Origin of the sequence: Micromonospora sp. C95 (genome assembly GCF_018070465.1) — a bacterium.
Taxonomy (GTDB): Bacteria; Actinomycetota; Actinomycetes; order Mycobacteriales; family Micromonosporaceae; genus Micromonospora.
This window is the reverse complement of the sequence record NZ_JAGPXT010000045.1, coordinates 1-26,557: the sequence shown is the minus strand read 5'-3', so window position 1 is coordinate 26,557 and position 26,557 is coordinate 1. Positions and strand designations below refer to the sequence as shown.

Sequence of the window (26,557 nt, the reverse complement as noted above, 5' to 3'; positions counted from 1 at the left end):
CGGTCTTGTCGTGCGCGGGGTGGGACTCGGCCGGTTCCGCTGGTGGCACATCGACGAGGTGCTGCCGATCGAGGCGGACCTCTTCGGCGCCGAGCAGTGGTCGGCACCGATGTTCTGGAACGAGTTGTCCCACGGGCACTTCTACCGGGTGGCCACCGACGACGGCGGCGGGGTGCTCGGCTACGCCGGGCTCGCGGCCGCCCCGCCCGACGAGGCATGGGTGCAGAACATCGCGGTCCGGCGGGACGCGCAGCGCCGGGGGATCGGCCGGCTGCTGCTGGAGGCGCTGCTCGCCGAGGCCAGCCGGACCGGCGTACGCGCCGTGCTGCTGGAGGTCGCCGCCGACAACGCCCCGGCTCAGCGGCTCTACGCGACGTACGACTTCGAGCCGATCGGCGTGCGGCGCGGCTACTACCAACCGAGCAACACCGACGCGCTGGTGATGCAGCGCACCCAGGACTGAGACCTGCACATGGCTGACGAACCACTGATCCTCGGCATCGAGACCTCGTGCGACGAGACCGGCGTCGGTGTCGTACGCGGGCACACCCTGCTCGCCGACGCGCTCGCGTCGAGTGTGGACCAGCACGCCCGGTTCGGTGGGGTGGTGCCGGAGGTGGCCAGCCGGGCACACCTGGAGGCCATCGTGCCGACCATGCAGCGGGCGCTGAGCGAGGCGCGCGTGACGCTCGCCGACATCGACGCGATCGCGGTCACCGCCGGCCCCGGCCTGGCCGGAGCGCTGCTGGTCGGGGTGGCCGCTGCCAAGGGGTACGCGGTCGCCGCCGAGAAGCCGGTCTACGGGGTGAACCACCTTGCCGCGCACGTCGCGGTGGACACCCTGGAGCACGGCCCGCTGCCCGAACCGGCGATCGCGCTGCTGGTCTCCGGCGGTCACTCGTCGCTGCTCCTGGTCGACGATCTGGCTCGGGGGGTGACCCCGCTGGGCGCCACCATCGACGATGCGGCCGGCGAGGCGTTCGACAAGGTGGCCCGGCTGCTCGGCCTGCCGTTCCCCGGTGGACCGTACATCGACCGGGAGGCCCGGGCCGGCGACCCGGCGGCGATCGCCTTCCCGCGCGGCCTGACCGCCGCCAAGGATCTCGTCGCGCACCGCCACGACTTCTCCTTCTCCGGATTGAAGACCGCGGTGGCGCGGTGGGTGGAGGCCCGCCAGCGGGCCGGCGAGCCGGTCCCGGTCGCGGACGTCGCCGCCTCCTTCCAGGAGGCGGTCTGCGACGTGCTGGTGAACAAGGCGCTGGACGCCTGCCGTGGCCAGGGCGTGCAGACACTTGTGATCGGCGGGGGAGTGGCGGCCAACTCACGGTTGCGGGCGATGGCCGAGCAGCGGGCCGCCCGGCACGGGATCCGGGTCCGGGTGCCCCGGCCCGGCCTGTGCACGGACAACGGCGCGATGGTGGCGGCCCTCGGTGCGCACCTGGTCGCCTCGGGTGTCGCGCCGAGCCGGCTCGACCTGCCCGCGGATTCGGCCATGCCGCTGACCACGGTCAGCGTCTGAGGAGGACGGCGACGTGATCGTACGGATGTGGGAGGCGCGGGCGGAACCGTACGCGCTCGCCGAACTGATCACCTGGGTCTGCGACAGCGCCCTGCCCGAGTTCGAACACGACCCGCTGCACGTGTCCAGCGAGGTCTTCTCCTCCACCGATCACCGGGTCGTGGTGATCTCCAAGTGGCGCAGCAGCCCTCGGCCGCTGCCCGACCCGCCGGTCATGCTGCTCGCCCGGCAGCCGCATTCCTGGGACTTCACCCAGGTCGACCGCTGAGCCGTCACCCAGGTCAGCGGATGGTCACCGTGGTGGTGGCGGTGGAGCGGTCGATCTCGCTGGTCCGGGCGCTGACCCGCAACGTCCAGTCACCGGCGACCGGGAAGTGGATCTCGGCGCTGCCGTGGTGCGGCTCCAGCGCGAAGACATCGACGGTGATCGGCTCGATGCCGGCCTCCGGCAGGGCGGCGGTGACCGTCCACTCCGCCACCGGCAACTCCTTCGCCTGCGGGGTGTAGACGTACGCGTGCAGGCTGTTCGCGGTGCCGGCGACCGCCGGGTAGATGTCGAACTGCAGGGTGAACAGATCGGTGGTGACCGACTGCGCGACGCCCTCCCGGGTCACCCCGTCGGCCGCGGTACCGACGGACCGGCCGGGCGGGGTCTGCACCAGCACCGCCGTCAGCGCCAGCACCACCGCGGTCACGGCGAGTTCCACGCCGGCCGCGCGGGCGACCCACCGGGGCCGGACCGCCGCGACCCGTCGCCTGATCAGTCGGCGTTGCCCGGCCGCTACGGCCAGCACCCCGGCCAGCAGTGCCGCCTTGGCCAGCAGCAGGCGACCGTAGGTGCTGCCCCACAGGGCCGAGGGACGACCGAGTTCGATCACGGCCTGGCCGAGGCCGGCGGCGACCAGCCAGGCCACCGCGAGGGTGGCCAGCCGGGACCAGGCCGGCAGGATCCGGGCGAGCACCCGCTGGTGGGTGCCCCGGAGCAGGAACACGGTAAGCGCGAACAGCCCACCCAACCAGGCGGTCACCCCGGCGACGTGCAGGGTGCCCAGGGCGATGCTGACCGGCGGCAACGGCGAGGCGACCGGATGCCCGGCCAGTGGCCAGGTGACGAACCCGGCCAGGCCGACGGCCGCCAGCGTCGCACCCCGTATCCGCCCGACGGCGGCGCCCCGACCGGCCGACGACCGGCCGGCAGCACCGCGCATCACCGCCGGCAGCAGGGCTGCGGCCAGGCCGACGAGCGCCAGCCGGGCGGCCAGCACCACCCCGACGTCGCTGTCGGCGACGGCCCGCAGGTCGGCCGGGGAGAGCTGCCCGACCGGCGCGCCCACCACCTGGGCGGCCTGCCCGACCCAGGTGCCGAGCGTGCCGGCGGCGACCAGACCGAGCCCGACCAGCGCCACGATCATCGCCCCACGTCGGGACCGGCGCCGGGGCCACAGGGTCGCGGTGAGCAACGGCGGGCCGACCGCCAAGAGCAGCCCCAGGTACCCGAGGTACTTCGCGGCCGGGACCAGCACCCCGCCCGGCGACTCGGACTCCGCCAGGGCCGGCTCCGGTGGGGTCGCCGACGGTGCTCCGGCGGCGAAGGTGAAGCTGCCCGCCACCGGATGACTGTCCGCCGAGATGACCCGGTAGCTGACCAGGTAGGTGCCGAGTGGACGGTCCGAGGGACGCAGGGAGATCCGGACGGTCCGGTCCCGGACCTCCGGCTCGCCGACGTTTATCCGCTTGCCGTCGGGCGCGAGAACCTGCACCCGGCCGGGGACCACGGCGATGGTCTCGCTGAAGGTCACCAACACCTCGCGCGGCGCGTACCCGAGCACCTCGTCGCGCTGCGGGGTGGTGGCGACCACCACGGCGTGCGCCGCCGCTGGGCCGGCGGGACCCAGGGCGGCGCACAGCGCGGCGAGCACCAGCCCGAGCAGGGCGGCGGCTCGGGTGCGGGCGGTCATCGATCGGGCGGTGGCGATCAGCTGCGACGGAACATGCGGTACGTGAGGAAGCCGCCGGTGCCCAGGGCGCCGAGGAAGATCGCCCAGATGAGCGTGTTGCTGACGCCGATCTGCGGGCCGGTGTTGGCCTGCGCGGCGGCGAGCAGGCCGTCGTTGCCCGGGGCCGGCAGTGCGGCGGGCGGCAGCTCGGCGTACCGGACCAGGCCGGTGCTCTCCAGCATCCGCATGTGGTCGCCGACGAACGTGTTGGCCGAGTTGGCCAGGTCCCGGATGACCTCGTTGCGGGTGCTGGCCCGCACCGCGCCGATGACCGGGAAGATCTTGCCGTGGGCGACCCGGAGCCGGGTGACGAAGATCTGGTCGAAGCGGGCGCCCCGGGCGTCCTTCATCTCGGTGAGCCAGCCCTGCTGCTCGGCGGTCGGCGCGTTGGGGATGACGGCGCTCAGCTTGTTGGCCGCCTCCACGGTGATCCGGTCGAGCTCCTCGTGCTGCCGGGCGATCTCGGCGCCGACCTCGCGGACCACCCGGGAACTGCCCTTCTCGGCGGCCATCTGCCCGGCCGGCATCTCCCAGAGCCCGGCCAGCCGCACCCCGTCGAGCAGGGCCTGGTCGGCGGCGGCGAGCTGCTGGGCGGCGGGCGCGGCCAGCGCCACACCGGGCAGGACGACGAGAGCTGCGACGATCGTGGTGAGCAGCACCGCCAAGCGACGGGACCGGTTGCCCTGCCGGCGACGAGCGGAATCCAGCGGTGCCATGTCTGCGGCGCCTCCTCGGACGAGAACCGATCGTTGAGCGTCGGACGTCCGCACCCCGTCGGCCGTCCGCAACCAGGTACGGATTGTGCGGCCGATCAGTTCAGCGGATGGCGAAACCGGTTCGCGAAATCTGGAACTGGAGGTCAGCTGACGTCGAGCGGATCGGCAAGCAGCCGGTCGAATGCGAGTTCGGCCGCGCCGACCAGGGGAGCGTCCTCGCCGAGCTTCGGCGTACGCAGCCGGACGTGCTCCAGGCAGGCCGGCAGCCCGTTGGAGTTGAGCCGGCTGCGCACCTGGGCGGCGGCGGCCAGGTAGAGGTCACGCATGGTGCCGCCGAAGATGACCATCTCCGGGTTGAAGATGTTCACCAGGTTGGCGACGCCGAAGCCGAGCCAGTCACCGGCCTGGCGTACCGCGATCTGGGCCCGGGCGTCCCCACGGTCGGCGGCGTCGAAGACCGCCAGCATCGCCTCCCGGCCCCGGGCGTCGGAACGGCCGGCGGCCCGGAGCAGCCCGTGCTCGCCGATCTCGGTCTCCCAGCATCCCCGGTTGCCGCACTCGCAGCGGGCCCCGTCGCGGACCACCACCATGTGCCCCACCTCGCCGCTGTAGCCGCCGTGCCCGGTCAACCGCCGGCCGCCGGCGATGATCCCGGCACCGACGCCGACATCGCCGTAGAGGTAGATGACGTTGTCGCAGCCGGCCGCCGCACCCCGGGCGTGCTCGGCGAAGGCCGCCACGTCGGCCACGTTTCCGACGGTGACCGGCACGTCGACCCCGAGTTCCGTGCCGAGCGCGGTGCCGATCGGCTCGTCCACCCAACCGGTGGTCGGGCCGAGCCGGACCAGGCCGTCGTCGCGGCGGACCATCCCGCAGACCGCCACCCCGGCACCGACGCAGACGGCGTCCTCCGGCAGCGCCTGTCGCATCTCCTTGACCGCGCCGGCCAGCAGCGGAGCGGCCTCCGCGGCGGTGAGACCGCGTGGGCGGTCCAGCTCCCGGCGGTCGAGCACCGCGCCGCCGAGCCCGACCCGGGCGGCGCGCAGCCGGTCCACCTCGATGCTGTACGCGTACGCGAAGACGCGGTCCGACTCGGGCCGGACGACAAGCGACGGTCGTCCGGCCCGGCCGGTTTCCTTCGGCGCCCCCTCAGTCACCAGGCCGGCCGCGGCGAGGTCGGCGGTGAGCGCGCCGATGGTGCTCCGGTTCAACCCCAGTGCGGTGGTCAGTTCCGCTCGTGTGGTGGCACCGTGCACGTGCACGTAGCGCAGCAGGGCACCGAGATTCTGCCGACGGATCTCGTCCTGGCTCGGTCCCACGCGCATCGGTTGTGACTACCTTCGGTGCAGCGGATCAGCGACTACCGCCGGCGGCGGCTCGCCGGCGCGACAGCGCGTCGACGCTGGCCGCCAGAAGCAGGACCACGCCGGTGACCACGTACTTGACGCCGGAGCTGTAGCCCATCAGACCCATGCCGTTGTCGATCACCGCGACCACCGCGCCGCCGAGCACCGCGTCCAGCACCCGGCCCTTGCCGCCGAAGAGGCTGGTGCCACCGATCACCGCCGCGCCCACGGCGTAGAGCAGTACGTTGCTGCCGCCGGTGTTCGGGTCGACCGAGTTGGCCCGGCTGGCGGCCACGATGCCGCCGATCGCGGCCATGGTGGAGCAGATGACGAAGACCGAGATGCGGATCCGGTCCACGCTGATACCGGCCCGGCGGGCGGCCTCCTTGTTGCCACCGACCGCGTAGATGTGCCGGCCGTAGCTGGTGCGGTGCAGCACGAAGGTCCAGACGACGAGCAGCACGGCGATGATCGGCACGACGATCGGTACGCCCTTGAGCGAGCTGATCAGCACGTTGCGGCTGCGCTCCAGGTTGAGCACGTACACCGCGAGACCGAGGATGACCGCCAGCCCGCCGATCCGGGCGAGCACCACCGCCATCGGGTCGGTGACCAGGCCACGTGCGGCGCGGTTGCGGTAGCGAAGCAGTTGCACGGCGGCGTACCCGGCGACGGCCACGGCGGCGAGCGCCCAGCCGAGCAGCGGCGGCAGGTTGCGGTTGGCGATCGCCACCAGCACCGGATCGCGTACCGAGATGTTGCGGCCCTGCTCCATCAGCAGCAGTACCACGCCCTGGAAGGCCAGGAAGCCGGCCAGGGTGACCACGAAGGACGGAATGCCGATCTTGGCGACCAGGAGGCCCAGGATCGTACCGATCACCATGCCGGTGAGTACGGCGGCGGCCACCGCGACGTACCAGGGATATCCGAGCACGGTTACCACGTTTGCCAGCACCGCCGCGCAGACGCCGCTGGCGAAACCCGCCGACAGGTCGATCTCACCCAGCAACAGGACGAAGACCAGACCCATCGCGATCAGGGTGACCGCCGCGCCCTGGGTGAACAGGTTGGCGAAGTTTCCGGCGCTGAGGAACGAGGGCCGCAGGATCGAGAAGATCGTGCAGAGCACGAGCAGGCCGAGGACGGCGGGCAGGGCGCCGATGTCGCCACCGCGTACCCGTCGCCAGTAGTCACGGACGTGACTGCCCACGGTGGTCGCCGGCGCGACGGAGGACGGCCCGTCCTGCTTGACGGCGGTGGTGGTGCTCATGAGACGCCTCCCGTGGTGCTGCCGGCCGGCGCCGCGCCGTTGCCGTTGGTGGCCGGGTCGCCGGTGAGCCCGAGCCCGCCGGAGCGACCGGCGGTGATCAGCTCGACCACCTGCGCGTGAGTGATGTCGGTGGTCTTCACCTGGGCGACCATCTGGCCGAGGTAGAGCGCGGCCACCCGGTCGGAGACGGCGAAGACGTCGTTCATGTTGTGCGAGATCAGCACGACGGCCAGGCCGTTGTCGGCCAGCCGGCGGACCAGTTCGAGCACCTGGGCGGTCTGCGCGACGCCGAGCGCGGCGGTCGGCTCGTCCAGGATCACCAGCTTGCTGTTCCAGAGCACCGCCTTGGCGATCGCCACCGTCTGACGCTGGCCGCCGGAGAGGCTGGAGACGTGCTGGCGCAACGACTTGACGGTGCGTACGGAGAGCCCGTCGAGGGTCTCGGCCGCCATCTGCTCCATCGTCGGCTCGTCGAGGACGATGCCGCTGCGCTTCTCGCGGCCGAGGAACATGTTCTGCACGATGTCGAGGTTGTCGCAGAGCGCGAGGTCCTGGTAGACGACCTCGATGCCGAGCGATGCGGCGTCGCGCGGGCTGTGGATGCTCACCGGTCGGCCGTCGAAGACGAACTGCCCGGCGTCGGTCGGGTAGATGCCGCTGATGCACTTGACCAGGGTCGACTTGCCGGCGCCGTTGTCACCGACCAGCGCGGTGACCTCGCCCGGATAGGCGGCGAAGGCGACATCGCGTAGAACCTGGACGGGACCGAAACTCTTGTCGATCCCGCGTAGCTCCAGCAGAGGGGTCGCGGACACGGGGTTCTCCTTTGTCGCGGAGGGAGATCGGGGCCCGTCCAGCGGCGGCACGCCGCCCGGCACGGGGTTACCGTGCCGGGCGGCGCCGCCTAGGCGGGTGAGGTCAGCTGATGCCCGCTTCGGTGCAGAGCTCGGCGAAGTTGCCGGTGCAGACCTCTTCCTTGGTCACGAAACCGTCGGCGATGACGTCCTTGACGTTCTCCTTGTAGATCGCCTGCGGGGTGAGCAGGACGGACGGCACGTCGCGGCCGCCCTCCGGGTCGGTGACGGTCTGGCCGGTCTCCTTGCGCTCGCCCTTGGCCAGCGCGATGGCCAGCTCGGCGGCGGCGTCGGCTTCCTTCTTGATCGCCTTGTAGACGGTCATGCACTGGTCGCCGGCGAGGATGTTTTGCAGGCCCTGCGGGGTGGCGTCCTGGCCGGTCACCGGGACCTTGCCGTTGAGCCGGTTCTTCTTCAGCACCGAGATGGCGGCGTTGCCGAGGCCGTCGTTCGCGGCCAGCACACCGTCGATCTTGCCGCCGGTCTGGGTGAGCATCTGCTCGAAGATCGTGGCGGCCCGGGCGTTGTCCCAGTCCGGAACGTCCTGGTCCGGGCCCTTGACGTACTCGTTCGCGTCGAACTTGGGCTTGAGGACCGAGTCGTAGCCGTTCTTGAACAGGGTGGCGTTGTTGTCGGTCGGCGACCCGTTCAGGTACGCCACGACCGGCTTCTCGGCCTTCTGATCGGTCAGGCACTTGACCAGACCCTCGCCCTGGAGCTTGCCGACGGCCTCGTTGTCGAAGCTGACGTAGTACTCCGCCGAGCCGCCGAGGGTGAGGCGGTCGTAGTCGATGGTGGCGACGCCCTGCGACTTGGCCTTGTCGAGGACGGCCTTGCCGGTGCCGGAGTCCAGGTTCACGATCATCAGCGCGGTTACGCCGCTCGTGATCATCTGGTCGGCGATGGTCTGGAACTGGGTCTTGTCACCCTGGGCGTTCTGGATGTCGTAATCGACGCCGGCGGCCTCGAAGGCGGCCTGGAGGAACTTGCGGTCGGCGCCCTCCCAGCGGGCGGAGGACTTGCTGTCCGGCAGGATCACGCCGATCTTCGGGGTCACGTCGGAGCCGGCCTGGTCGCCGCCGGACTCGTCGCCACAGGCCGTCAGGCTGCCGAGGGCCAGCAGGCCCACGGTGCCGACGGCGAGGAAGCCCTTGCGCATGTGCAGGGTCCTTTCGAGGGTGGGAAGGGTGTCGGTGTTTTGTTTTGTTGTGTCCGGCAACGTATTCCGCGCCACAACGCCAGCACAAGGGTGCGCCGGTCACGAGTTTGTTGTCGGCGGTAACAATTCGGCAACGCCAGCGACACCTCGTCGCCACCATGCCCACGAGGCCCCTGGTGTCCGGTCCACCGACGGGATGGAAGGCGGCGGTCAGGCGCTCGCGAGAGGGGCGAACCGGGCGCCGGTGAGGGTGGCCAGGTCGGTCGGGGCCAGCTCCACCTGGAGCCCCCGGCGGCCGGCGGAGACGTACACCGTCGAATGCGCCAGGGCGGAGACGTCGAGGACCGTGGGCAGGCGCCGCCGTTGGCCCAGCGGGCTGATGCCGCCGCGTACGTAACCGGTGGCCCGCTCGGCCGCCGTCCGCTCGGCAAGCATGGCCCGCTTGCCGCCCACGGCCGCCGCCAGCGCCTTGAGGTCGAGATCGCCGGTGACCGGCACCACCGCCACCGTCAGTGCCCCGTCGACCTCGGTGACCAGCGTCTTGAAGACCCGCTCGGGTGCCACCGCGAGCGCGGCGGCGACGAGTGCGCCGTAGTTGGGCTCGTCCGGCGAGACGTCGTACGGATGGGTGCGATGGTCGACCTTCCGCTTCGCCAGCAGCGCGGTCGCCGGGGTGCCACGTCCCGCCATGCCCGCCAACGTAGCCCCGACCGGCTGACCGAAGGGCCCAACATGCCGCAAGTCGCGCCTTCCGGCCGACGTGAGGGCTCAGGATGCCGCAAGTCGCGACCGGCATGCCCGGCGAGAGGCCGGCCTGGGCCTCGGGCGGGGCAGGTGGGGCGGGGCGGAAGAATAGCCGGGTGGATCTGGAGCAGTTCGCCGCGTTGCGTACGCCCGAGGGGTTGGCCGCGCTCGACACGGCAGCCGGGGTGGCCGGCGGTGATCCGCTGGCCGCGGCGGTGGCGCTGCGCTCTGCCGGGGTGCCCGGCGGGCTCGCGGCGGCGGCGCTGACCCAGGCCGAGCTGCGCCGCCGGGCGACCGGCAAGTTCGGGCCGGCGGCGGCCGGCATGTTCTTCACCCGGCCGGGGCTGGAGCAGGCAACCCGGCGGGTCGTCGCCGACCGGCGGGCCCGGCGGCTGCGCGCCGCCGGGGCGCGCGCATTGGCCGACCTGGGCTGCGGGCTGGGCGCCGACGCGCTCGCCGCCGCCCGCGCCGGCATCCGGGTGTACGCGGTGGAGGCGGACCCGCTCACCGCTGCGCTGGCCGAGGCGAACGCCCAGGCCGCCGGGCTGGCCGACCTGGTCACCGTCGAGTGCGGCGACGCGACGGCGTTCGACGTGACCCGGGTCGAGGCGGTCTTCTGCGACCCGGCCCGACGCCGAGCCGGCACCGGTCGCCGGATTTTCGACCCGAACTCGTACTCACCGCCGTGGGACTTCGTGACCGGCCTGGCCGAACGGGTGCCGCGCACGGTGGTGAAGGTCGCGCCGGGGATCGACCACGCGCTGATCCCGCCCGGCGCGGAGGCGGAGTGGGTGAGCGTCGACGGCGACCTGGTCGAGGCGGCCCTCTGGTGCGGCGAACTGGCCGAGTTTCCCCGCCGCGCGACCGTGCTGACCGGCGAGTCGGTGCACCGGCTCGCGGGGTCGGGCACCCGCGAGGCGCCGGTCGGGGCGGTGCGGCGCTTCGTGTACGACCCCGATCCGGCGGTGGTGCGCGCACACCTGATCGCCGAGCTGGCTGCCGACCTGGACGCCACCCTCGCCGACCCGACCATCGCCTACCTCTACGCCGACGCGGCCCAGCGCACGCCGTACGCCCGCTGCCTGGAGGTGACCGACGTGCTGCCGTTCTCCCTCAAGCGGCTGCGGGCGCTGCTGCGGGAACGGCGGGTCGGCCGAGTGGAGATCCTCAAGCGCGGCTCCGCGTTGGAGCCCGAGCGGCTCCGGCGCGACCTGCGGCTGAGCGGCAACCAGCCGGCGAGCCTGGTGCTCACCCGGGTCGCCACCGCCCCGACGGTCCTGGTCTGCCGCCCGGTGGCCTGAACCCCGCGCCCCGCTGGCCGGGCCGCGATTCGGGTCGTCATGTGCAGCCGGCGGGCGCGGGTTGCGGCATCCTGGGCTGTCAGCTCGGCGGGAGACCGCGCCATGCCGCAACTCGCGCGTTCCCAGCGCGGGAGGGCGGGGGCCGGGTCGGCGCAAAGGGGGAGCGCCGGGTCGGGGTTGGTCAGCGGGTGGGGGCGTGGGTGGCGACGAAGGCGCGCCAGGCGGCGGGGGTGAAGCCGAGCACCGGGCCGGCCGGATCCTTGCTGTCGCGTACGGCGACCAGGCCGGGCAGGTTGTCGGCGACCTCGACGCAGGCACCGCCGTTGCTGTTGCTGCGGGAGGACTTGCGCCAGGCGGCACGGGTCAGGTCCATGACTTCGCCACTTCCTCGATCAGGCGGGCGGACTGCCGGTGTGGCAGCGCCTCACCGGCCACAGTCTCCCAGTGTCGCCCCAGGGCGGCAAGGTCGTTCGGGCTGTCCACGGTGTGCCCCCGGAGCTGGTTGTCCAGGTGGGCCACCTCGGTGCCGTCGGCCAGTCGGGCCAGCACGAACGGGCCGTTGAGTCCGACGTACCAAGGGGTCTCGGCCGGGATGATCCGCACTTGGACGTGCGGGCGGTCACTGACGGCCAGCAGGTGCTCCAGTTGCTCGCGCATGGTCGCGCGCTCGCCGACCTGCCGGCGCAGCACCTGCTCGTCGAGCACCGCGACGAGCTGCGGTGGCTCCTCGCGGGCGAGCACCTCCTGCCGGGCCATCCGGGCCAGCACCCGCTTCTCGATCTGCTCGTCGGTCAGCGGTGGACCGGCCCGGAGCATCGCCCGGGCGTACGCCTCGGTCTGGAGCAGGCCCGGCACCACGGCCGGGTCGTACCAGCGCAGCGCGACCGCCTCCCGCTCGATCTCGCCCCACGGCCGGAACCAGTCCGGCTCGGCGTGCAGCCGGATCAGCTCCAGCATCCCGATGAAGAGACCGCCGGTCTCCAGCACCTTGTCGACCCGGGCCAGGTAGTCGGCGCTGAGCTGGTTCGGGCCGATCTCCATCGCGCTCACCGCCGAGGTGGAGTAGTTGATCATCTTGCTCAGCTCCTCCTGGCTGAGCCCGCGCACCTTGCGGGCCCGGCGCAACTGGTCGCGCAGGAACCCCAGGGTTGGTACGTCCGCCATGTTTCTGCCCTCCGTGACGTGGTCGCGCCGGAGAGTAAGGGGCGGTCGTGCGGCGGGGAAGTGGATGTCGGCGTGTTGCGGTAAACGCTGGCGAACGACTGCCGAAGAGTGCGGGAAGAGTGGTGGCGCGGGTGCCCGGACGCGGCGACACGAGGGCAGCGGATTGGCACTCTCCTTGACGGAGTGCTAGCCGAGGAATAACCTGCGATTAGCACTCTCACCCTGAGGGTGCCAACCTTCGGGCCCTGGTGTCCGGGGGTTGAACGCCAGGCGGACCGGCACCCGCGACGACGGCCCCGCCCGGTGGCATGTGGCAGATTGACGCCGGTCGGCATGCCGATCGGCAACGAAACCAAGTACCCCAGGAGGGTATGCCCGTGACTACCGCGACCAAGGTTGCGATCAAGCCGCTCGAGGACCGCATCGTGGTCCAGGCGAACGAGGCCGAGACCACCACCGCCTCGGGCATCGTGATCCCCGACACCGCCAAGGAGAAGCCGCAGGAGGGCACCGTCCTCGCTGTCGGCCCGGGCCGGATCGACGACAAGGGCAACCGCGTGCCGATCGACGTCTCCGTCGGCGACACCGTTCTCTACTCGAAGTACGGCGGCACCGAGGTCAAGTACGCCGGCGAGGAGTACCTGGTGCTCTCCGCCCGCGACGTCCTCGCGGTCATCGAGAAGTAAGACAGACCGATCAGTGTCGTTGCCCCGGTCCGGCTCGCCGGGCCGGGGCAACGTCGCTTCGAAGGGACATTAATGGCGAAGATCCTGAGCTTCTCGGACGACGCCCGGCACCTGCTGGAGCACGGTGTCAACGCGCTCGCTGACGCGGTCAAGGTCACCCTCGGGCCGCGCGGGCGCAACGTCGTCCTCGACAAGAAATTCGGTGCGCCGACGATCACCAACGATGGCGTGACCATCGCCAAGGAGATCGAGCTCACCAACCCGTACGAGAACCTCGGCGCGCAGCTGGTCAAGGAGGTGGCGACCAAGACCAACGACGTCGCCGGCGACGGGACCACCACCGCGACCGTGCTCGCCCAGGCCATGGTCCGCGAGGGCCTGCGCAACGTCACCGCGGGCGCCAACCCGGCCGGCCTCAAGCGCGGCATCGACGCCGCCGCCACCAAGGTCTCCGAGGCGCTGCTCGACAAGGCCGTCGAGGTCTCCGACAAGAAGTCGGTCGCGCACGTCGCGACGATCTCGGCGCAGGACGCCACCATCGGTGAGCTGATCGCCGAGGCGATGGAGAAGGTCGGCCGCGACGGTGTGATCACCGTCGAGGAGGGCTCGGCCCTGCACACCGAGCTGGACGTCACCGAGGGCCTCCAGTTCGACAAGGGCTTCATCTCGCCGAACTTCGTCACCGACGCGGAGTCGCAGGAGTCCGTCCTGGAGGACGCGTACATCCTGATCACCACGCAGAAGATCTCCGCGATCGAGGAGCTGCTGCCGCTGCTGGAGAAGGTCCTCCAGAACAGCAAGCCGCTGCTCATCATCGCCGAGGACGTCGAGGGTCAGGCGCTGTCCACCCTGGTGGTCAACGCCATCCGCAAGACCATCAAGGTCTGCGCGGTCAAGGCGCCCGGCTTCGGTGACCGCCGCAAGGCGATGCTCCAGGACATGGCGATCCTCACCGGCGCCGAGCTGGTCGCCCCGGAGCTGGGCTACAAGCTCGACCAGGTCGGCCTGGAGGTGCTGGGCAGCGCCCGGCGCATCGTGGTCGACAAGGAGAACACCACTGTCGTCGAGGGTGGTGGCCAGGCCAGCGAGGTGGCCGACCGGGTCGCGCAGATCCGCAAGGAGATCGAGGCCTCGGACTCCGAGTGGGACCGGGAGAAGCTCGCCGAGCGACTGGCCAAGCTCTCCGGCGGTGTCGCGGTGGTCAAGGTCGGCGCGGCCACCGAGGTCGAGATGAAGGAGCGCAAGCACCGCATCGAGGACGCCATCGCCGCGACCAAGGCCGCGGTCGAGGAGGGTACGGTGCCCGGCGGCGGTGCCGCCCTGGCGCAGATCCTGTCGGTGCTCGACGACGACCTCGGCTTCACCGGTGACGAGAAGGTCGGCGTGTCGATCGTGCGTAAGGCACTTGTCGAGCCGCTGCGCTGGATCGCCCAGAACGCCGGCCACGACGGCTACGTCGTCGTGCAGAAGGTCACCGGCAGCGACTGGGGCCACGGCCTCGACGCCGCCGTCGGCGAGTACGTCGACCTGACCAAGGCCGGCATCATCGACCCGGTCAAGGTGACCCGCAACGCGGTCACCAACGCCGCGTCGATCGCCGGTCTGCTGCTCACCACCGAAAGTCTCGTGGTGGAGAAGCCGGCCGAGCCGGAGCCCGCCGCGGGCGGCCACGGCCACTCGCACGGCCACGGTCACAGCCACCAGCACGGCCCGGGCTTCTGACCCTGCCGTACGCCGGACGTGGGGCGCACCGTCGACGAGACGGTGCGCCCCACGCGCGCTTATGAGTCTGGAGTGGTCGGGCTCGGGGGGTGGCGTCGGACGCTGACCCGGGCTGCGTATCGGTGACGAGAGGTTACGAACGCCGACGTCGACTACCGGAGCGTTGGCCGGTGGGAAACACTTGGCGGGTGAGCAGCACGACACCCCGGTTCGCCGCCCTGGGCGGCGTCGCCGCCGCAGCGGCGGCCATCGGCACCGCCGAACTTGTCGCCGCCCTGACCGGCCCCCGGTCGTCCCCGCTCGTCGCGGTCGGCGGTCTCGTCGTGGACACCGCCCCCGAGCCGGTCAAACGGTTCGGCATCGAGGTCTTCGGCACCAATGACAAGATCGCCTTGCTGGTCGGTACGGCACTGCTGCTCGGCGGCTTCGCCGCCCTGATCGGCATGCTGGCCGCCCGGCGGCTGACGGTGGGCCTGGCCGGCATCGTCGTCTTCGGCGGCATCGGCGCGGCGGCGGCCCTGACCCGGGCCGGTGCGGACGCCGCCGACGTGCTGCCGTCGCTGGTCGGCGCGGCGGCCGGCGGGGCGGTGCTGTGGGCGTTCGTCGCCGGCCCACTGGAACTCGACCCCTGGCCCTGGTCCCCACCGACGCCGGCCGGCCCGCCACCAGTGACCGGTCCCGCCGTTGCCGCGCCAGACCCGGACTCGGTCGCCACCTCCGAGGGGACCGGCGGGACCACGTCCACCGGAAGCCCGTCGGTCCCGGGAGGCCCGCCGGTCCGGGAAAGCCCGCTGGTCCCGGGAGGGCCGGGTCGGCGGGTCGACCCGGACTCGCGGCGGCGGTTCCTCACCGGCGTCGGGACCGTGCTCGGGGTGGCTGCCGTCGGGGGAGTCGCGGGGCGGTGGCTGGCCGGCCGTCAGGGCGTGTCGGCCGCCCGCGAGGCGATCACGCTGCCGGCCCCGGTCTCGCCCGCACCGCCGGTGCCGGCCGGAGCCGATCTGGCTCAGCCCGGACTGGCCAGTTACGTCACATCGAACCGGAGCTTCTACCGGATCGACACCGCGCTTGTGGTGCCGCAGGTCGATCCGGCGACCTGGCAGTTGCGCATTCACGGCCGGGTCCGCAACCCGGTCACGCTGAGCTACGCCGATCTGCTCGCCCGCCCCATGGTGGAGCGGTACGTCACGCTGGCCTGCGTCTCCAACGAGGTTGGCGGCGACCTGATCGGCAACGCGCGCTGGCTCGGCGTACCGATCCGGGAACTGCTCGACGAGGTGGCGCCGCTGGACGGTGCTGACCAGGTGGTCGGGCGCTCGGTCGACGGTTGGACCTGTGGCACCCCGACCGCCGTGCTGCGCGACGGGCGGGACGCCCTGCTCGCGGTCGGCATGAACGGCGAACCGCTGCCGGTGCAGCACGGCTTCCCGGTCCGGATGGTGGTGCCGGGCCTGTACGGCTACGTGTCGGCCTGTAAGTGGATCACCGAGCTGGAGCTGACCAGTTTCGCGGATTTCGACGCGTACTGGGTGCCCCGGGGCTGGTCGGCGCAGGGGCCGGTGAAGACGCAGTCGCGGATCGACACGCCCCGCCCGCGCAACCGACCGGCCGCCGGCCCGGTCACGGTCGCGGGCGTCGCCTGGGCGCAGCACCGGGGCATCGACCGCGTCGAGGTACGTGTCGACGAGGGGCCCTGGCAGCAGGCCCAACTGGCGCCGACGATCTCGGTGGACACCTGGGTGCAGTGGTCGTGGCAGTGGCAGGCGACCCCGGGTGAGCACACCCTCCAGGTGCGGGCGACGGACAGCACCGGCGAGACGCAGACCGGCGAGCCGCGCGGTGTCGCGCCCGACGGCGCGACCGGCTGGCACTCCGTCACGCTCACCGTCGCCTGATTGATCCCCGCGCGATCTCCCGGCTCAGCCGCCCGCCGGTGGGTCGGGCGGTCCGCTTGCACCGCCCAACCAAACCGGCAAGGGCCGCTGATGCCGCCCGACAGACCGACGCATGGCGTTGACCAGGGCCAGTTGCGCACGAGCCGGTGCCACCATCGCCTGCTCGAACTGCTCCTGTGACAGGGGTGCGGTCGTCGTGTCCACCTCAGCGGTCGCGTCCAGGAATCGCCGCACCGCCTGGCCGAACTTGTCGATCTCGGTGGCGACGGCTATCGGGGCGACGAGGCTGGCCGCCATCAACGCGGCGCTCCAGGCTCCCCAGTCATAGTCCCACCCACTGCGTCCCAGGTGGGCACGCCGCAGGATCATCGAGAACGTCGCGTACTCACGCAGCAGATCCTGGTAGGCCACGAGTTGCCGGTCCCGGAGCCAGTGCTGATCCTGGGCCCGCCGGGTGAGCATCCCGCCGACGAGAACACCGACGGTGGCCGAGAGCGCGCCGCCGGCTGCCGTGACCACAACGTCCAGCAGCGCCATCCATCGTCCTCCCCGTGACCACCAGGCACGAGCATCGATGATGTCGGCTCTCGCCGTCAACGCACGAGGCGGTGTGGCTCCGGGCGGATCAACTCGACCGGAGCCCGCCCCCTGCGCAGCCCGGTGTGCCGGCCGTGAGGAGTCCCCGTGGGTTACCTCCCGGGCGCGGCCGGGCGAGGTGGCGGACATGGCGACGCCGCGTCCGGGGTCGGGACGCGGCGTCGGTGGTGCGGTCTGGTCAGGCGACGTTGCGCTGGATGGGCACCGTCGAACGGTGCGAGCTGCCCAGCCGGGCCTCCAGTCGGTTGATGTCGACGCGGGTCTGGCGGCGGTCGGCGAGATCCTCCCAGCCGACCGCGAGCAGTCGCAGCCGTTCGGACTCACTGAAGCCACCCCACACGCCGTAGGGCTCGCGTACCGCAAGGGCGTGCGCGGCGCACTCGGCGCGGACCGGGCAGGCACGGCAGACGGCCTTGGCGGAGGATTCCCGGCGCAGCCGGGACGAGCCCCGCTCACCGTCGGGGTGGAAGAACTGAGCGCTGTCACGGCCTCGGCAGGCACCGAGCCGCTGCCAGTCCCAGAGGTCGATAATGGGTCCGGGCAGTCTACGTACGTTCGACATCAGCACCCCTCCTCTCGCGCGGCACCGCGAGACGCTTGTGGCCGGTTGTCCGGGCGGCGGGCCGCGCAGGCGCACCGTTCCCGGCCTGGCCACTCCCTACCCGGGTGCCCCACGCCTCACACGTCTTTGATCCAGAACATCCCGACGGATTGCGGCATATGCCCTATCTGTCGGAAAAGTTGGGAGGATTGCCCGGAACCTCCTCCCGACCGGGGCCGCTCATGGTCTGCTCGTCAGCGGAGAGGAGATGCCTGTGCGTACCGTTCTCGTGTGCGTTCGAACGCCGCTCGCGGCGCAGCACCTGACCTCCGCGGCAGCGCGGTTGGGATTGTCGGGTGCCGTCCGGACGGCGGTCTCCGACCCCGAGGTGATGTTGCGGTTGGCCGAACGTCCGGCCGATGTGGTGCTCGCCGACACCGCGTTGACCCGCCCGGACAGCGTCGGCTTCGTCCGCCGGGTGCTGGCCCGCGCTCCGCAGGCCGCCGTCCTGCTGCTCGGCGCCGAGGAGTCCGAGGCGGCGGCGGCGACCATCGGTGCCGGGGCGCGCGGGCTGATCCAGGGGGTCGACCAGGATCTGACCAGCGCCGTCGCCAAGGCGCTGCTGCTGCTGGCCGCGCCAGGTCGGGCCAACCGGCACCGGATCGCTGATCCCGCCCGGGACGCCGCGGCGGTCGGCAGCCCAGCCCGCCCGGCACCCGGTGGTCGTAGCGGCGGCGAGGCGCCGACCGGCTGGCCGGGTGCGGACGCGGCGGGCGGCCCGGCGGTCGTGCCGGTGCAGCGGGGCGACGATCCCGCCGAGGCTGATGCCGAGTCCGAGCCGGACAAGCCCGCGTCGCCCTCGCGGACCGACCGGTCCGCGATCGGTCTCACCGAGCGGGAACTACAGGTGCTGCTCGGCATGGCCGAGGGCAAGAGCAACGCCGAGATCGGCCGGGAGCTGTTCGTCTCCGAGGACACCGTGAAGACTCACGCCCGGCGGCTGTTCCGCAAGCTCGGTGCCCGCGACCGGGCGCACGCCGTGGCCGCCGGCTTCCGGGCCGGACTGGTCGCGTAGCTGGTCGGCCGGATCGGTACGGCCGTGCCGGCGGGCCGGTCAAGCCGGCGGGCCGAGTCCGCCGGGCGGGTTGGCCCGGCCGGGCTGAGTTGACGGCGGCCGGTCAGCGCTCCGCGCCGGGCTCGTCCTCGGTGCCTTCGCTGAGGGTGTCGTGCACGCCGTCGGCGTAGCCGCGGGCGTAGTCCCAGGTGACGTAGTGGTCCGGGTCGGGATCGTAGGCCGGCTCGTGCACCCGGGGCCGCCCGGAGTTGAGCAGGTGGCGCAGGTTGCCCCGGAGCAGGTCCCAGTCGAAGTAGTGCGGTTCCCGGCAGTCCTCACACTCGATGACCAGCCCGCGTACGCCGATCGGCGCCAGCAGCGCCTGGTAGATCTCCAGGTCGGCGAGGTCCTCAAGCACGTCCTGGCGCTCGACGTCGGTCAGTGGGTCCAGCGGCGCGTCGTCGCCGGGGGCGTCCAGGTCGGCCGCCGGGTCGGTCGGGTCGCCGGTGAACGGGTCGATGGGATCGTCGTGCACCCCCTCACCGTAGTCCCCTGCCACCGTCGACGCCTGTCCCCCGGGCGCGCGAGCCGTTACCGGGGCCGGCCCCGCACGGTTCAGGGGGAGAAAGCTTCAGTGGGTACGATGAGGTCGACGCACCCTCGCCCGGCGTTCGCCGGTGCCCCCGTGCCACCTCGCTGAAGCCCGGTTCAAGCAGCTCAGGAGAGCAATCGTGGAGAATTCGCCCCGTACCGACCGTTCCGCTGGCGTCGAGGGCGGCGAGCTGGGCGGCCATCTGCCCGAGTTGCCCGCCGGTTCGGCCAGGGTGGTGCCGCTGGGGTTGACCTTCGACGACGTGCTGCTCCAGCCGGGCGAGTCCGACGTGGTGCCGAGCCGGGTGAACACGATCACCCGGTTGACGCGCAACGTCACGCTGTCCATCCCGCTGCTGTCCAGCGCGATGGACACGGTGACCGAGGCCCGGATGGCGATCGCGATGGCCCGCCAGGGTGGCATCGGCGTGTTGCACCGCAACCTCTCCGCGGAGGACCAGGCGCTCCAGGTCGACCTGGTGAAGCGGTCCGAGTCCGGCATGATCACCAACCCGGTCACCGCGAGCCCGGACGACACTCTCCGTGAGGTCGACCAGCTCTGCGGGCGCTACCGCATCTCGGGGGTGCCGGTGGTGGACGCCCAGGGGCAGCTGGTGGGCATCGTCACCAACCGGGACATGCGCTTCGTCTCCGACCCGGCCGTGCCGGTCCGCGAGATCATGACCAAGGCGCCGCTGGTCACCGCCCCGGTCGGGGTGAGCAAGGACGAGGCGCTCGGCCTGCTGCGTCAGCACAAGGTCGAGAAGCTGCCCATCGTCGACGGCTCGGGCAAGCTGCGCGGGCTGATCACCGTAAAGGACTTCACCAAGAGCGAGCAGTACCCGAGCGCCACCAAGGACGAGGCGGGGCGGCTGCGGGTGGCGGCGGCCATCGGTGTCGGCGAGGACGCGTACAAGCGCGCCCGGACGCTTGTCGACGCCGGTGTCGACGTCATCATCGTGGACACCGCCCACGGTCACCAGCGCGCGGTGCTGGAGATGGTCAGCCGGCTCAAGAAGGACGTCACCGTCGACATCGTCGGCGGCAACGTGGCGACCTACGCCGGCACCAGGGCACTGGTCGAGGCCGGCGCCGACGGCGTGAAGGTCGGTGTCGGCCCCGGAGCCATCTGCACCACCCGGATCGTGGCCGGCGTCGGCGTCCCCCAGATCACGGCGATCATGGAGGCCGCCCGGGCGGCCCGCCCGGCCGGCGTACCGGTCATCGGTGACGGCGGCATCCAGTATTCCGGCGACATCGCCAAGGCACTTGTCGCCGGCGCGGACACGGTGATGCTCGGCAGCCTGCTGGCCGGCTGCGAGGAGAGCCCCGGCGAGTTGATCTTCGTCAACGGCAAGCAGTTCAAGACGTACCGCGGCATGGGTTCGCTCGGCGCCATGCAGTCCCGCGGGCAGGCCAAGTCGTACTCCAAGGACCGCTACTTCCAGCAGGACGTGACGAGCGACGAGAAGCTGGTCCCGGAGGGCGTCGAGGGTCAGGTGCCGTACCGTGGGCCGCTGGCCCGGGTGGCCCATCAGCTGGTCGGTGGCCTGCGGCTGGCGATGGGGTACGCGGGCGCGGAGAGCATCCCCGAGCTGCACCAGCGGGGACAGCTCATCCGGATCACCGCGGCCGGGCTCAAGGAGAGCCACCCGCACGACATCCAGATGACCGTCGAAGCGCCCAACTACCACACCCGCTGACCCCTCCCACCACCCCCGAAGACATCTGGAGTGCCCCATGCGTGACGTGGTCGAGATCGGGCTGGGCAAGACCGCGCAGCGCGGCTACCACCTGGACGACATCGCCATCGTGCCGTCCCGCCGGACCCGCGACGTCGACGACGTCTCCACCGGGTGGCAGCTGGACGCGTACCAGTTCGGCATTCCGTGCGTCGGGCACCCCTCCGACGCGACGATGAGCCCGGCCTCCGCCGTGCGGCTCGGCCAGCTCGGCGGGCTCGGCGTACTCAACGTCGAAGGGCTGTGGACCCGCTACGAGAACCCGAGCAAGGTGCTTGAGGAACTCGGCGGTCTCGACGAGGACGCCCGCGCCACCAAACGGCTCCAGGAGGTGTACGCCGAGCCGATCCGGCCGGATCTGATCACCGAGCGGGTCCGTGAGCTGCGTGACGGTGGCGGCACCGTGGCGGTGCGGGTGTCGCCGCAGCACACGTTGGCGCTGGCGCCGGTCATCCTCGACGCGGGCGTCGACATCCTGGTCATCCAGGGCACCATCGTCTCGGCCGAGCACGTGTCGACCACCGACGAGCCGCTCAACCTCAAGGAGTTCATCGCCGACCTCGACCTCCCGGTCATCGTCGGCGGCTGCACCGACTACAAGACGGCCCTGCACCTGATGCGCACCGGCGCGGCCGGCGTGATCATCGGTATCGGCGGGGACGAGTGGTCCACCACCGAGTCGGTGCTCGGCATCCGGGTACCGATGGCCACCGCGATCGCCGACGCCGCCGCGGCCCGGCGCGACTACCTCGACGAGACCGGCGGGCGCTACGTCCACCTCATCGCCGACGGCGACATCCGGACCTCCGGCGACATCGCCAAGGCACTCGGCTGCGGTGCCGACGCAGTGATGCTCGGCGAGCCGCTCTCGCTCTGCGAGGAGGCGCCGGCCGGCGGATCCTGGTGGCACTCGGCGGCCAGCCACCCGTCGCTGCCCCGTGGCGCCTTCGAGACCGCCGGTGAGCCCATCGGCTCCATGGAGCGCCTCCTCTTCGGCCCCGCCGACGAACCGGACGGTCAGCTCAACCTGTTCGGCGGCCTGCGCCGCGCCATGGCCAAGTGCGGCTACCGCGACCTCAAGGAATTCCAGAAGGTCGGCCTGGTCCTGGACCGCTGATCCCACCGATCACGCAGTTGTGGCACCCGGTTGAGCGGGTGATGCCCGATTCGCCACGCACCACAACTGCATGATCGACGGAGGGGCGGCAGTAGGCTCGGGCTGGTGAGCAGCGGGTCTGGCAGGTGGTGGGGAGCCGGCGCGGCGGCGGTGATCGCGGCCGTGGTGGCGGCGGTGGTGCTGGTCAGCGGCATCGGGGACCGGGACGCGGCGGAGCCGGGCGGATTCCGGGCGGGCAGCGTCGATCTCGGTGACCCGTACGTGCCGGGCAGCGGCAACGGCGGATACGACGTCGCCCATTACCGGCTCGTGGTGCGCTACGACCCGACGGACGACCGGCTCACCGGCAGCGCCGAGATCACCGCGACCGCGACCCACGGGCTGTCCCGCTTCAACCTGGACCTGTCCGGGTTGCAGGTCAGTTCGGTGACCGTGGACGGTGCCTCGGCCGAGCACCGGCGGGACGACGGCGAACTGGTGGTCACCCCGGCCCGGGGGCTCGACTCGGGTAGCCGGTTCACGGTGGCGGTCGCCTACGGCGGCGTACCCGAGGCGGACGCCGACGGCGTGCTCGGCAGTGGCGGCTTCCAGCACACCGACGACGGCGCGATCGCCCTCGGCCAGCCGCACTCGGCGGCCACCTGGTTCCCGGTAAACGACCATCCGTCGGACAAGGCCACCTACGACCTTGAGGTGACCGTCCCGGACGGGCTGGCCGCGCTCAGCAACGGAGTGCCGGGGGAGCGGACCAGCGCCGACGGCTGGACCACCTGGCGCTGGGCCGAGCGTTCACCGATGGCGAGCTACCTGACCACGCTCGTGATCGGCGACTACCGGGTGCGGAGTGACGAACACGCCGGCAAGCCCATGGTCACCGCCGTACCGGACGGGCTCCCGGTGACCGGGCCGGCAGCCACCTCGCTGGCCCGCACCGGCGAGATCGCCGACTTCCTGACCACCCGCTTCGGGCCGTACCCCTTCGAGTCGTACGGCGGCGTGGTGGTCTCGGACGGCCGGATCGGCTACGCGCTGGAGACCCAGTCCCGGCCGGTCTACGGACCGGGGTTCTTCCGGGGCGGCGAGCCGAATTACAGCGTGGTCGCCCACGAGCTGGCCCACCAGTGGTTCGGCAACAGCGTGGCGCTGGCCCGCTGGGGTGACATCTGGCTCAACGAGGGCTTCGCCAGCTACGCCGAGTGGCTGTGGGAGGAGCACGACGGCGGGCGCAGTGCCCAACGCAACTTCGAGATCCAGTACGCGGCCACCGACTGGTCCCGGCGCACCCTCGATCCCGGCCCCGGACAGATGTTCAGCACCGCCGTCTACAAGCGCGGGGCGCTCACCGTGCACGCGCTGCGGCGTACCGTCGGCGACGACGCCTTCTTCGAGATCCTGCGGACGTGGACCAGCGAGCGCCGGGACGGCACCGCCACCACCGCCGACTTCGTCGCCCTGGCCGAACGGGTCTCCGGCCGCGAGCTGGGACCCTTCTTCGACACCTGGCTGACCGGCACCGCCGCACCCGCCCAGCCCTGACCGGCGCCGCCGCACCCGGCCGGTGCTGGAAACAGCGACGGATCAGCTCTTCACCTTGAGTTTCGGATTGTCGGCCAGGAAGGCGTCGGCCTTGCCGGCGCGCAGTTGGGTGAGGAAGCGGCGGCCGACGGAGGTCAGTTCCTCGCCCCGGTAGGCGTTGCCCCGACCCACCGAGGCTCCGGGCAGCCCGACCAGCGTGACCGCCTGCGGCGACAACGAGCCGAGGGCGTACGCGAAGTCCACGATCCGCCGGCCGCCGACGTAGAGCAGTGCGTCGCCGAGCGCCGCGACCACCTGTTCGACCCGATCGGGCTGCCGCGCCAGGTTCTGATCGAGGATCTTCCCGAGCAGTGCCCGGATCAGCTGCTGGTGGTGGCGTTGCCGGGCGTAGTCACCACCGGGCAGGTAGCGCTGGCGGGCGTAGTCGAGCGCCTGCCAGCCGTTGAGGTGCCGCTTGCCGGGTTCGTAGACCATCTGCGGCCCGACGTAGCCGCCCACGCCCGGACCCGGCTCCCGGTGCTTGCCGTCGGGCTGCCGGTGCCGGGACACCACCCGCTGGTCGACGCGGATGTCCACGCCCCCCAGGCTGTCGACCAACTCGTCGAAGCCGCCGAAGGTGAGCACCGCGCCCGCGTCGATGCGCAGGCCCGTGTAGTCGCTGACGGTGCGGCGCAGCAGCTCGTACCCCTGGGCGGGGTCGGGTCGTTTGGGGCGGTCCGGCACCCGGCTGCCGTAGCTCATCGCGTGGGTGAGCTTGGTCCGCCCGCCCGGGTAGCCGGCCGCTTTGTAGGCCGGGATGTCCACCACCAGGTCGCGGGGAAGGGAGAAGAGGTACGCCTTGGACAGCCCCGCCGGTACGTGCAGCACGAGTACGGCGTCGGCGTGCGGTTCCCAGCCGGGCACGCTCACCCGGGTGTCGACCCCGACCAATAGTAGGTTGAGTGGGCCGGTGATGTCGGCACCCGGCGGCGGGCTGGGGCTGGGGCTGGCGGTGGGACTGGGCGAGGTGCTCGGGCCGCCGGTGGCGGCGGTCGGTGTCCGGCGCTCGTCGCTGCCGGTACGCGCCACCACCACGCCGATCACCGCAACCACCACAAGTGTGACCAGACCGGCCAGCACCAACGTCAACCGTTTCCGGTCTCCTCCGAGCATCATCCCCCGCCTCCTTGGGCGTCCGTCGAAGTCCCTGGCCGACCGCTGAGGTCACCGACGACGGACTTCGACAGCGCGATACCGGTCCAACGCGCTGAACCGGGCTCATGGTTGCGTCCCGGTCGGCCGAGAGTGACGCGGTGCGGAGCATGATCGCGCGGAACCGGGTCCTGGCGCGAGATCTACTCGCAAGTAATGATGCGTCCATGCGGTACGACGTGGTGGTCATCGGGTCGGGTTTCGGCGGCAGCGTCGCCGCGTTGCGGCTGGCCGAGAAGGGCTACTCGGTCGGCGTACTGGAGGCGGGCCGGCGGTTCGCCGACGACGAGTTCCCACAGACGTCGTGGCGGCTACGTCGCTTCCTCTGGGCGCCGCGGCTGGGTTGTTTCGGCCTCCAGCGCATCACCCTGCTCCGGGCGGCCCACCGGCGAGCCGGCGGTGGCGTGCTGGTGCTTTCCGGAGCCGGCGTCGGTGGTGGTTCGCTGGTGTACGCCAACACCCTCTACGAACCCCTGGACGCCTTCTACGACGACCCGCAGTGGCGACACCTCGCCGACTGGCGGGCCGAGCTCGCCCCGCACTACGACCAGGCCAAGCGGATGCTCGGCGTGACCACGTACCCGATCGTCACCGGTGCTGACCGGGCGATGCGGCGGGTCGCCGAGCGGATGGGAGTTGGGCACACCTTCCACGCCACCCCGGTCGGCGTGCACCTCGGGCGGCCCGGGGAGCGGGTCGCCGACCCGTACTTCGGCGGGGCCGGCCCGGAGCGTACCGGCTGCACCCACTGCGGCGCCTGCCTGACCGGCTGCCGGATCGGCGCGAAGAACACGCTGGTCAAGAACTATCTCTGGCTGGCCGAGCGGCTCGGTGTCCGGGTACATCCGCTGACCACGGTCATCGCGGTCCGGCCGGTCGACGGCGGTTACCAGGTGGACACCGAACGCACCGGCGCCTGGTTTCGCCGGCGGCGGCAGGTGATCCACGCCGACCAGGTGGTCTTCGCCGCCGGCACGCTGGGCACCCAGCGACTGCTGCACGAGATGCGGGAGCGTGGCCACCTGCCCGGCCTGTCGTCCCGGCTCGGCGAGCTGACCCGGACCAACTCGGAGGCGATCCTCGGCGCCTCGGTGCCGCACCGGCGGGCCCGGGAGCGTGGCGTGGACTTCACCGAAGGAGTCGCCATCACCAGTTCGTTCCACCCGGATCCACAGACCCACGTCGAGCCGGTCCGCTACGGCCGTGGCTCGAACGCGATGGGGCTGCTCCAGTCGCTGCTGGTCGACGGCGGGCCACACCGGCTGCGCCGGTGGCTCGGGCAACTGCTCCGGCAGCCCCGGGTGGCCGCCCGGCTGCTCTCCGTACGACGCTGGTCGGAGCGTACGGTGATCGCCCTGGTGATGCAGTCGACCGACAACTCGCTCACCCTCCGGCTGCGGCGCGGGCCGCTCGGCCGGCGGCTCGTCTCCGGCCCGGGCCACGGGCTTCCCAACCCGACCTGGATCCCGGCCGGCAACGCAGCGGTCCGGCTGCTCGCCGAGGAGATCGACGGTACGCCGGGCGGCGCGCTCACCGAGCCGTTCGACATCCCGGTGACCGCGCACATCCTGGGCGGTGCGGTGATCGGTGCCACCGCCGCCGACGGCGTGATCGACCCCTACCACCGCGTCCACGGTCACCCCGGCCTGCACGTCGTCGACGGCGCCGCCGTCTCGGCCAACCTGGGCGTCAACCCGTCGCTCACCATCACCGCCCAGGCCGAACGCGCCCTGTCCTGCTGGCCCAACAAGGGTGACCCCGACCCCCGCCCCGCCCCCGGCTCCCCGTACCGCCCCCTGGCACCGATCCCCCCACACC

Annotated in this window: 25 protein-coding genes; 12 read left to right on the top strand and 13 right to left on the bottom strand. The window is 71.9% G+C overall.

The window, feature by feature from the left end; genetic code table 11:
* Positions 1 to 19 precede the first annotated feature (19 nt).
* The 3 genes from rimI to KBX00_RS28225 are packed head-to-tail and all read left to right on the top strand — an operon-like array spanning position 20 to position 1,787.
* The gene (gene rimI, locus KBX00_RS28235) at positions 20 to 463 is read left to right on the top strand and encodes a ribosomal protein S18-alanine N-acetyltransferase (protein WP_210831106.1); all 444 of its coding nucleotides are present in this window, start codon (positions 20 to 22) and stop codon (positions 461 to 463) included.
* 9 nt (positions 464 to 472) lie between these two features.
* Positions 473 to 1,519, top strand: a complete 1,047-nt coding sequence (tsaD, locus tag KBX00_RS28230) for a tRNA (adenosine(37)-N6)-threonylcarbamoyltransferase complex transferase subunit TsaD (protein ID WP_210831095.1) — start codon at positions 473 to 475, stop codon at positions 1,517 to 1,519.
* A 13-nt stretch (positions 1,520 to 1,532) separates the two neighbouring features.
* Entirely contained in the window at positions 1,533 to 1,787 is a 255-nt protein-coding gene (locus tag KBX00_RS28225; protein ID WP_164447841.1) for a hypothetical protein, read from the top strand.
* Between the two features lie 13 nt (positions 1,788 to 1,800).
* Here the strand turns inward: KBX00_RS28225 and KBX00_RS28220 are convergent, their stop codons facing one another.
* The 7 genes from KBX00_RS28220 to ybaK all read right to left on the bottom strand — a co-directional run bounded on the left by KBX00_RS28220 (position 1,801) and on the right by ybaK (position 9,551).
* The gene (locus KBX00_RS28220; protein WP_210831094.1) at positions 1,801 to 3,477 is read right to left on the bottom strand and encodes a copper resistance protein CopC; all 1,677 of its coding nucleotides are present in this window, start codon (positions 3,475 to 3,477) and stop codon (positions 1,801 to 1,803) included.
* 17 nt (positions 3,478 to 3,494) lie between these two features.
* Positions 3,495 to 4,232: a DUF4142 domain-containing protein gene (locus tag KBX00_RS28215; protein WP_210831093.1), complete on the bottom strand. Its 738-nt coding sequence runs from the start codon at positions 4,230 to 4,232 to the stop codon at positions 3,495 to 3,497.
* 143 nt (positions 4,233 to 4,375) lie between these two features.
* Positions 4,376 to 5,557, bottom strand: coding sequence for an ROK family transcriptional regulator (locus tag KBX00_RS28210; RefSeq protein ID WP_210831092.1), 1,182 nt, complete (start codon positions 5,555 to 5,557; stop codon positions 4,376 to 4,378).
* 28 nt (positions 5,558 to 5,585) lie between these two features.
* Positions 5,586 to 6,848 (bottom strand): sugar ABC transporter permease, encoded by a 1,263-nt coding sequence (locus KBX00_RS28205; protein WP_210831091.1) that lies wholly within the window; start codon positions 6,846 to 6,848, stop codon positions 5,586 to 5,588.
* Positions 6,845 to 7,663, bottom strand: a complete 819-nt coding sequence (locus KBX00_RS28200) for an ATP-binding cassette domain-containing protein (RefSeq protein WP_210831090.1) — start codon at positions 7,661 to 7,663, stop codon at positions 6,845 to 6,847. Before KBX00_RS28200 ends, KBX00_RS28205 begins: the two co-directional genes overlap by 4 nt.
* A gap of 103 nt (positions 7,664 to 7,766) precedes the next feature.
* Positions 7,767 to 8,861, bottom strand: a complete 1,095-nt coding sequence (locus tag KBX00_RS28195) for a sugar ABC transporter substrate-binding protein (RefSeq protein ID WP_210831089.1) — start codon at positions 8,859 to 8,861, stop codon at positions 7,767 to 7,769.
* 210 nt (positions 8,862 to 9,071) lie between these two features.
* Complete coding sequence (gene ybaK, locus KBX00_RS28190; RefSeq protein WP_210831088.1) at positions 9,072 to 9,551, bottom strand: Cys-tRNA(Pro) deacylase; 480 nt, start codon at positions 9,549 to 9,551, stop codon at positions 9,072 to 9,074.
* Between the two features lie 170 nt (positions 9,552 to 9,721).
* Between ybaK and KBX00_RS28185 the strand changes: the two genes are divergently transcribed.
* The gene (locus tag KBX00_RS28185; protein WP_210831087.1) at positions 9,722 to 10,906 is read left to right on the top strand and encodes a methyltransferase domain-containing protein; all 1,185 of its coding nucleotides are present in this window, start codon (positions 9,722 to 9,724) and stop codon (positions 10,904 to 10,906) included.
* Positions 10,907 to 11,087: 181 nt separating this feature from the next.
* On the opposite strand, the gene KBX00_RS28180 is transcribed toward KBX00_RS28185, so the two are convergent.
* Complete coding sequence (locus tag KBX00_RS28180) at positions 11,088 to 11,279, bottom strand: DUF397 domain-containing protein (RefSeq protein WP_210831086.1); 192 nt, start codon at positions 11,277 to 11,279, stop codon at positions 11,088 to 11,090.
* Positions 11,270 to 12,070 (bottom strand): helix-turn-helix transcriptional regulator, encoded by an 801-nt coding sequence (locus tag KBX00_RS28175; protein ID WP_210831085.1) that lies wholly within the window; start codon positions 12,068 to 12,070, stop codon positions 11,270 to 11,272. Before KBX00_RS28175 ends, KBX00_RS28180 begins: the two co-directional genes overlap by 10 nt.
* A 371-nt stretch (positions 12,071 to 12,441) precedes the next feature.
* On the opposite strand from KBX00_RS28175, the gene groES reads away from it, so the two are divergent.
* From groES to KBX00_RS28160, 3 genes are all read left to right on the top strand, one after another.
* Positions 12,442 to 12,756: a co-chaperone GroES gene (gene groES / locus KBX00_RS28170; RefSeq protein WP_089155197.1), complete on the top strand. Its 315-nt coding sequence runs from the start codon at positions 12,442 to 12,444 to the stop codon at positions 12,754 to 12,756.
* 72 nt (positions 12,757 to 12,828) lie between these two features.
* Positions 12,829 to 14,478: a chaperonin GroEL gene (groL, locus tag KBX00_RS28165; protein WP_210831084.1), complete on the top strand. Its 1,650-nt coding sequence runs from the start codon at positions 12,829 to 12,831 to the stop codon at positions 14,476 to 14,478.
* A 188-nt stretch (positions 14,479 to 14,666) separates the two neighbouring features.
* Complete coding sequence (locus tag KBX00_RS28160; protein WP_210831083.1) at positions 14,667 to 16,370, top strand: molybdopterin-dependent oxidoreductase; 1,704 nt, start codon at positions 14,667 to 14,669, stop codon at positions 16,368 to 16,370.
* A 24-nt stretch (positions 16,371 to 16,394) separates the two neighbouring features.
* Here KBX00_RS28160 and KBX00_RS28155 read toward each other — a convergent pair whose 3' ends face one another.
* Positions 16,395 to 16,907, bottom strand: a complete 513-nt coding sequence (locus tag KBX00_RS28155) for a hypothetical protein (RefSeq protein ID WP_210831082.1) — start codon at positions 16,905 to 16,907, stop codon at positions 16,395 to 16,397.
* A gap of 238 nt (positions 16,908 to 17,145) precedes the next feature.
* The gene (locus KBX00_RS28150) at positions 17,146 to 17,529 is read right to left on the bottom strand and encodes a WhiB family transcriptional regulator (protein WP_093405453.1); all 384 of its coding nucleotides are present in this window, start codon (positions 17,527 to 17,529) and stop codon (positions 17,146 to 17,148) included.
* A gap of 253 nt (positions 17,530 to 17,782) precedes the next feature.
* On the opposite strand from KBX00_RS28150, the gene KBX00_RS28145 reads away from it, so the two are divergent.
* Positions 17,783 to 18,583, top strand: a complete 801-nt coding sequence (locus KBX00_RS28145) for a helix-turn-helix transcriptional regulator (protein WP_210831081.1) — start codon at positions 17,783 to 17,785, stop codon at positions 18,581 to 18,583.
* Positions 18,584 to 18,686: 103 nt separating this feature from the next.
* Here the strand turns inward: KBX00_RS28145 and KBX00_RS28140 are convergent, their stop codons facing one another.
* Positions 18,687 to 19,097 (bottom strand): DUF5319 domain-containing protein, encoded by a 411-nt coding sequence (locus KBX00_RS28140; protein WP_210831080.1) that lies wholly within the window; start codon positions 19,095 to 19,097, stop codon positions 18,687 to 18,689.
* A gap of 196 nt (positions 19,098 to 19,293) precedes the next feature.
* Between KBX00_RS28140 and guaB the strand changes: the two genes are divergently transcribed.
* The 3 genes from guaB to KBX00_RS28125 all read left to right on the top strand — a co-directional run bounded on the left by guaB (position 19,294) and on the right by KBX00_RS28125 (position 23,548).
* Entirely contained in the window at positions 19,294 to 20,856 is a 1,563-nt protein-coding gene (gene guaB / locus KBX00_RS28135; protein WP_210831079.1) for an IMP dehydrogenase, read from the top strand.
* Positions 20,857 to 20,893: 37 nt separating this feature from the next.
* A complete protein-coding gene (locus tag KBX00_RS28130; RefSeq protein ID WP_210831078.1) occupies positions 20,894 to 22,012 on the top strand; it encodes a GuaB3 family IMP dehydrogenase-related protein in 1,119 nt (372 codons plus the stop codon).
* A gap of 105 nt (positions 22,013 to 22,117) precedes the next feature.
* Positions 22,118 to 23,548, top strand: a complete 1,431-nt coding sequence (locus KBX00_RS28125; protein ID WP_307869102.1) for a M1 family metallopeptidase — start codon at positions 22,118 to 22,120, stop codon at positions 23,546 to 23,548.
* 42 nt (positions 23,549 to 23,590) lie between these two features.
* Here the strand turns inward: KBX00_RS28125 and KBX00_RS28120 are convergent, their stop codons facing one another.
* On the bottom strand, positions 23,591 to 24,703 hold the full coding sequence (locus KBX00_RS28120) for an LCP family protein (protein ID WP_210831077.1): 1,113 nt from the start codon (positions 24,701 to 24,703) through the stop codon (positions 23,591 to 23,593).
* A 203-nt stretch (positions 24,704 to 24,906) separates the two neighbouring features.
* On the opposite strand from KBX00_RS28120, the gene KBX00_RS28115 reads away from it, so the two are divergent.
* A partial coding sequence (locus tag KBX00_RS28115) for an FAD-dependent oxidoreductase (protein ID WP_210831076.1) occupies positions 24,907 to 26,557 on the top strand: 1,651 nt, incomplete at its 3' end.

What these genes read in the sequence shown, in the direction of transcription:
- tsaD (WP_210831095.1), top strand. Translation starts at nt 473, where the DNA reads ATGGCTGACGAACCACTGATCCTCGGCATCGAGACCTCGTGCGACGAG.
- KBX00_RS28220 (WP_210831094.1), bottom strand. Translation starts at nt 3,477, where the DNA reads ATGACCGCCCGCACCCGAGCCGCCGCCCTGCTCGGGCTGGTGCTCGCC.
- KBX00_RS28215 (WP_210831093.1), bottom strand. Translation starts at nt 4,232, where the DNA reads ATGGCACCGCTGGATTCCGCTCGTCGCCGGCAGGGCAACCGGTCCCGT.
- KBX00_RS28210 (WP_210831092.1), bottom strand. Translation starts at nt 5,557, where the DNA reads ATGCGCGTGGGACCGAGCCAGGACGAGATCCGTCGGCAGAATCTCGGT.
- KBX00_RS28205 (WP_210831091.1), bottom strand. Translation starts at nt 6,848, where the DNA reads ATGAGCACCACCACCGCCGTCAAGCAGGACGGGCCGTCCTCCGTCGCG.
- KBX00_RS28195 (WP_210831089.1), bottom strand. Translation starts at nt 8,861, where the DNA reads ATGCGCAAGGGCTTCCTCGCCGTCGGCACCGTGGGCCTGCTGGCCCTC.
- ybaK (WP_210831088.1), bottom strand. Translation starts at nt 9,551, where the DNA reads ATGGCGGGACGTGGCACCCCGGCGACCGCGCTGCTGGCGAAGCGGAAG.
- KBX00_RS28180 (WP_210831086.1), bottom strand. Translation starts at nt 11,279, where the DNA reads ATGGACCTGACCCGTGCCGCCTGGCGCAAGTCCTCCCGCAGCAACAGC.
- KBX00_RS28175 (WP_210831085.1), bottom strand. Translation starts at nt 12,070, where the DNA reads ATGGCGGACGTACCAACCCTGGGGTTCCTGCGCGACCAGTTGCGCCGG.
- groES (WP_089155197.1), top strand. Translation starts at nt 12,442, where the DNA reads ATGCCCGTGACTACCGCGACCAAGGTTGCGATCAAGCCGCTCGAGGAC.
- groL (WP_210831084.1), top strand. Translation starts at nt 12,829, where the DNA reads ATGGCGAAGATCCTGAGCTTCTCGGACGACGCCCGGCACCTGCTGGAG.
- KBX00_RS28155 (WP_210831082.1), bottom strand. Translation starts at nt 16,907, where the DNA reads ATGGCGCTGCTGGACGTTGTGGTCACGGCAGCCGGCGGCGCGCTCTCG.
- KBX00_RS28150 (WP_093405453.1), bottom strand. Translation starts at nt 17,529, where the DNA reads ATGTCGAACGTACGTAGACTGCCCGGACCCATTATCGACCTCTGGGAC.
- KBX00_RS28130 (WP_210831078.1), top strand. Translation starts at nt 20,894, where the DNA reads ATGCGTGACGTGGTCGAGATCGGGCTGGGCAAGACCGCGCAGCGCGGC.
- KBX00_RS28120 (WP_210831077.1), bottom strand. Translation starts at nt 24,703, where the DNA reads ATGATGCTCGGAGGAGACCGGAAACGGTTGACGTTGGTGCTGGCCGGT.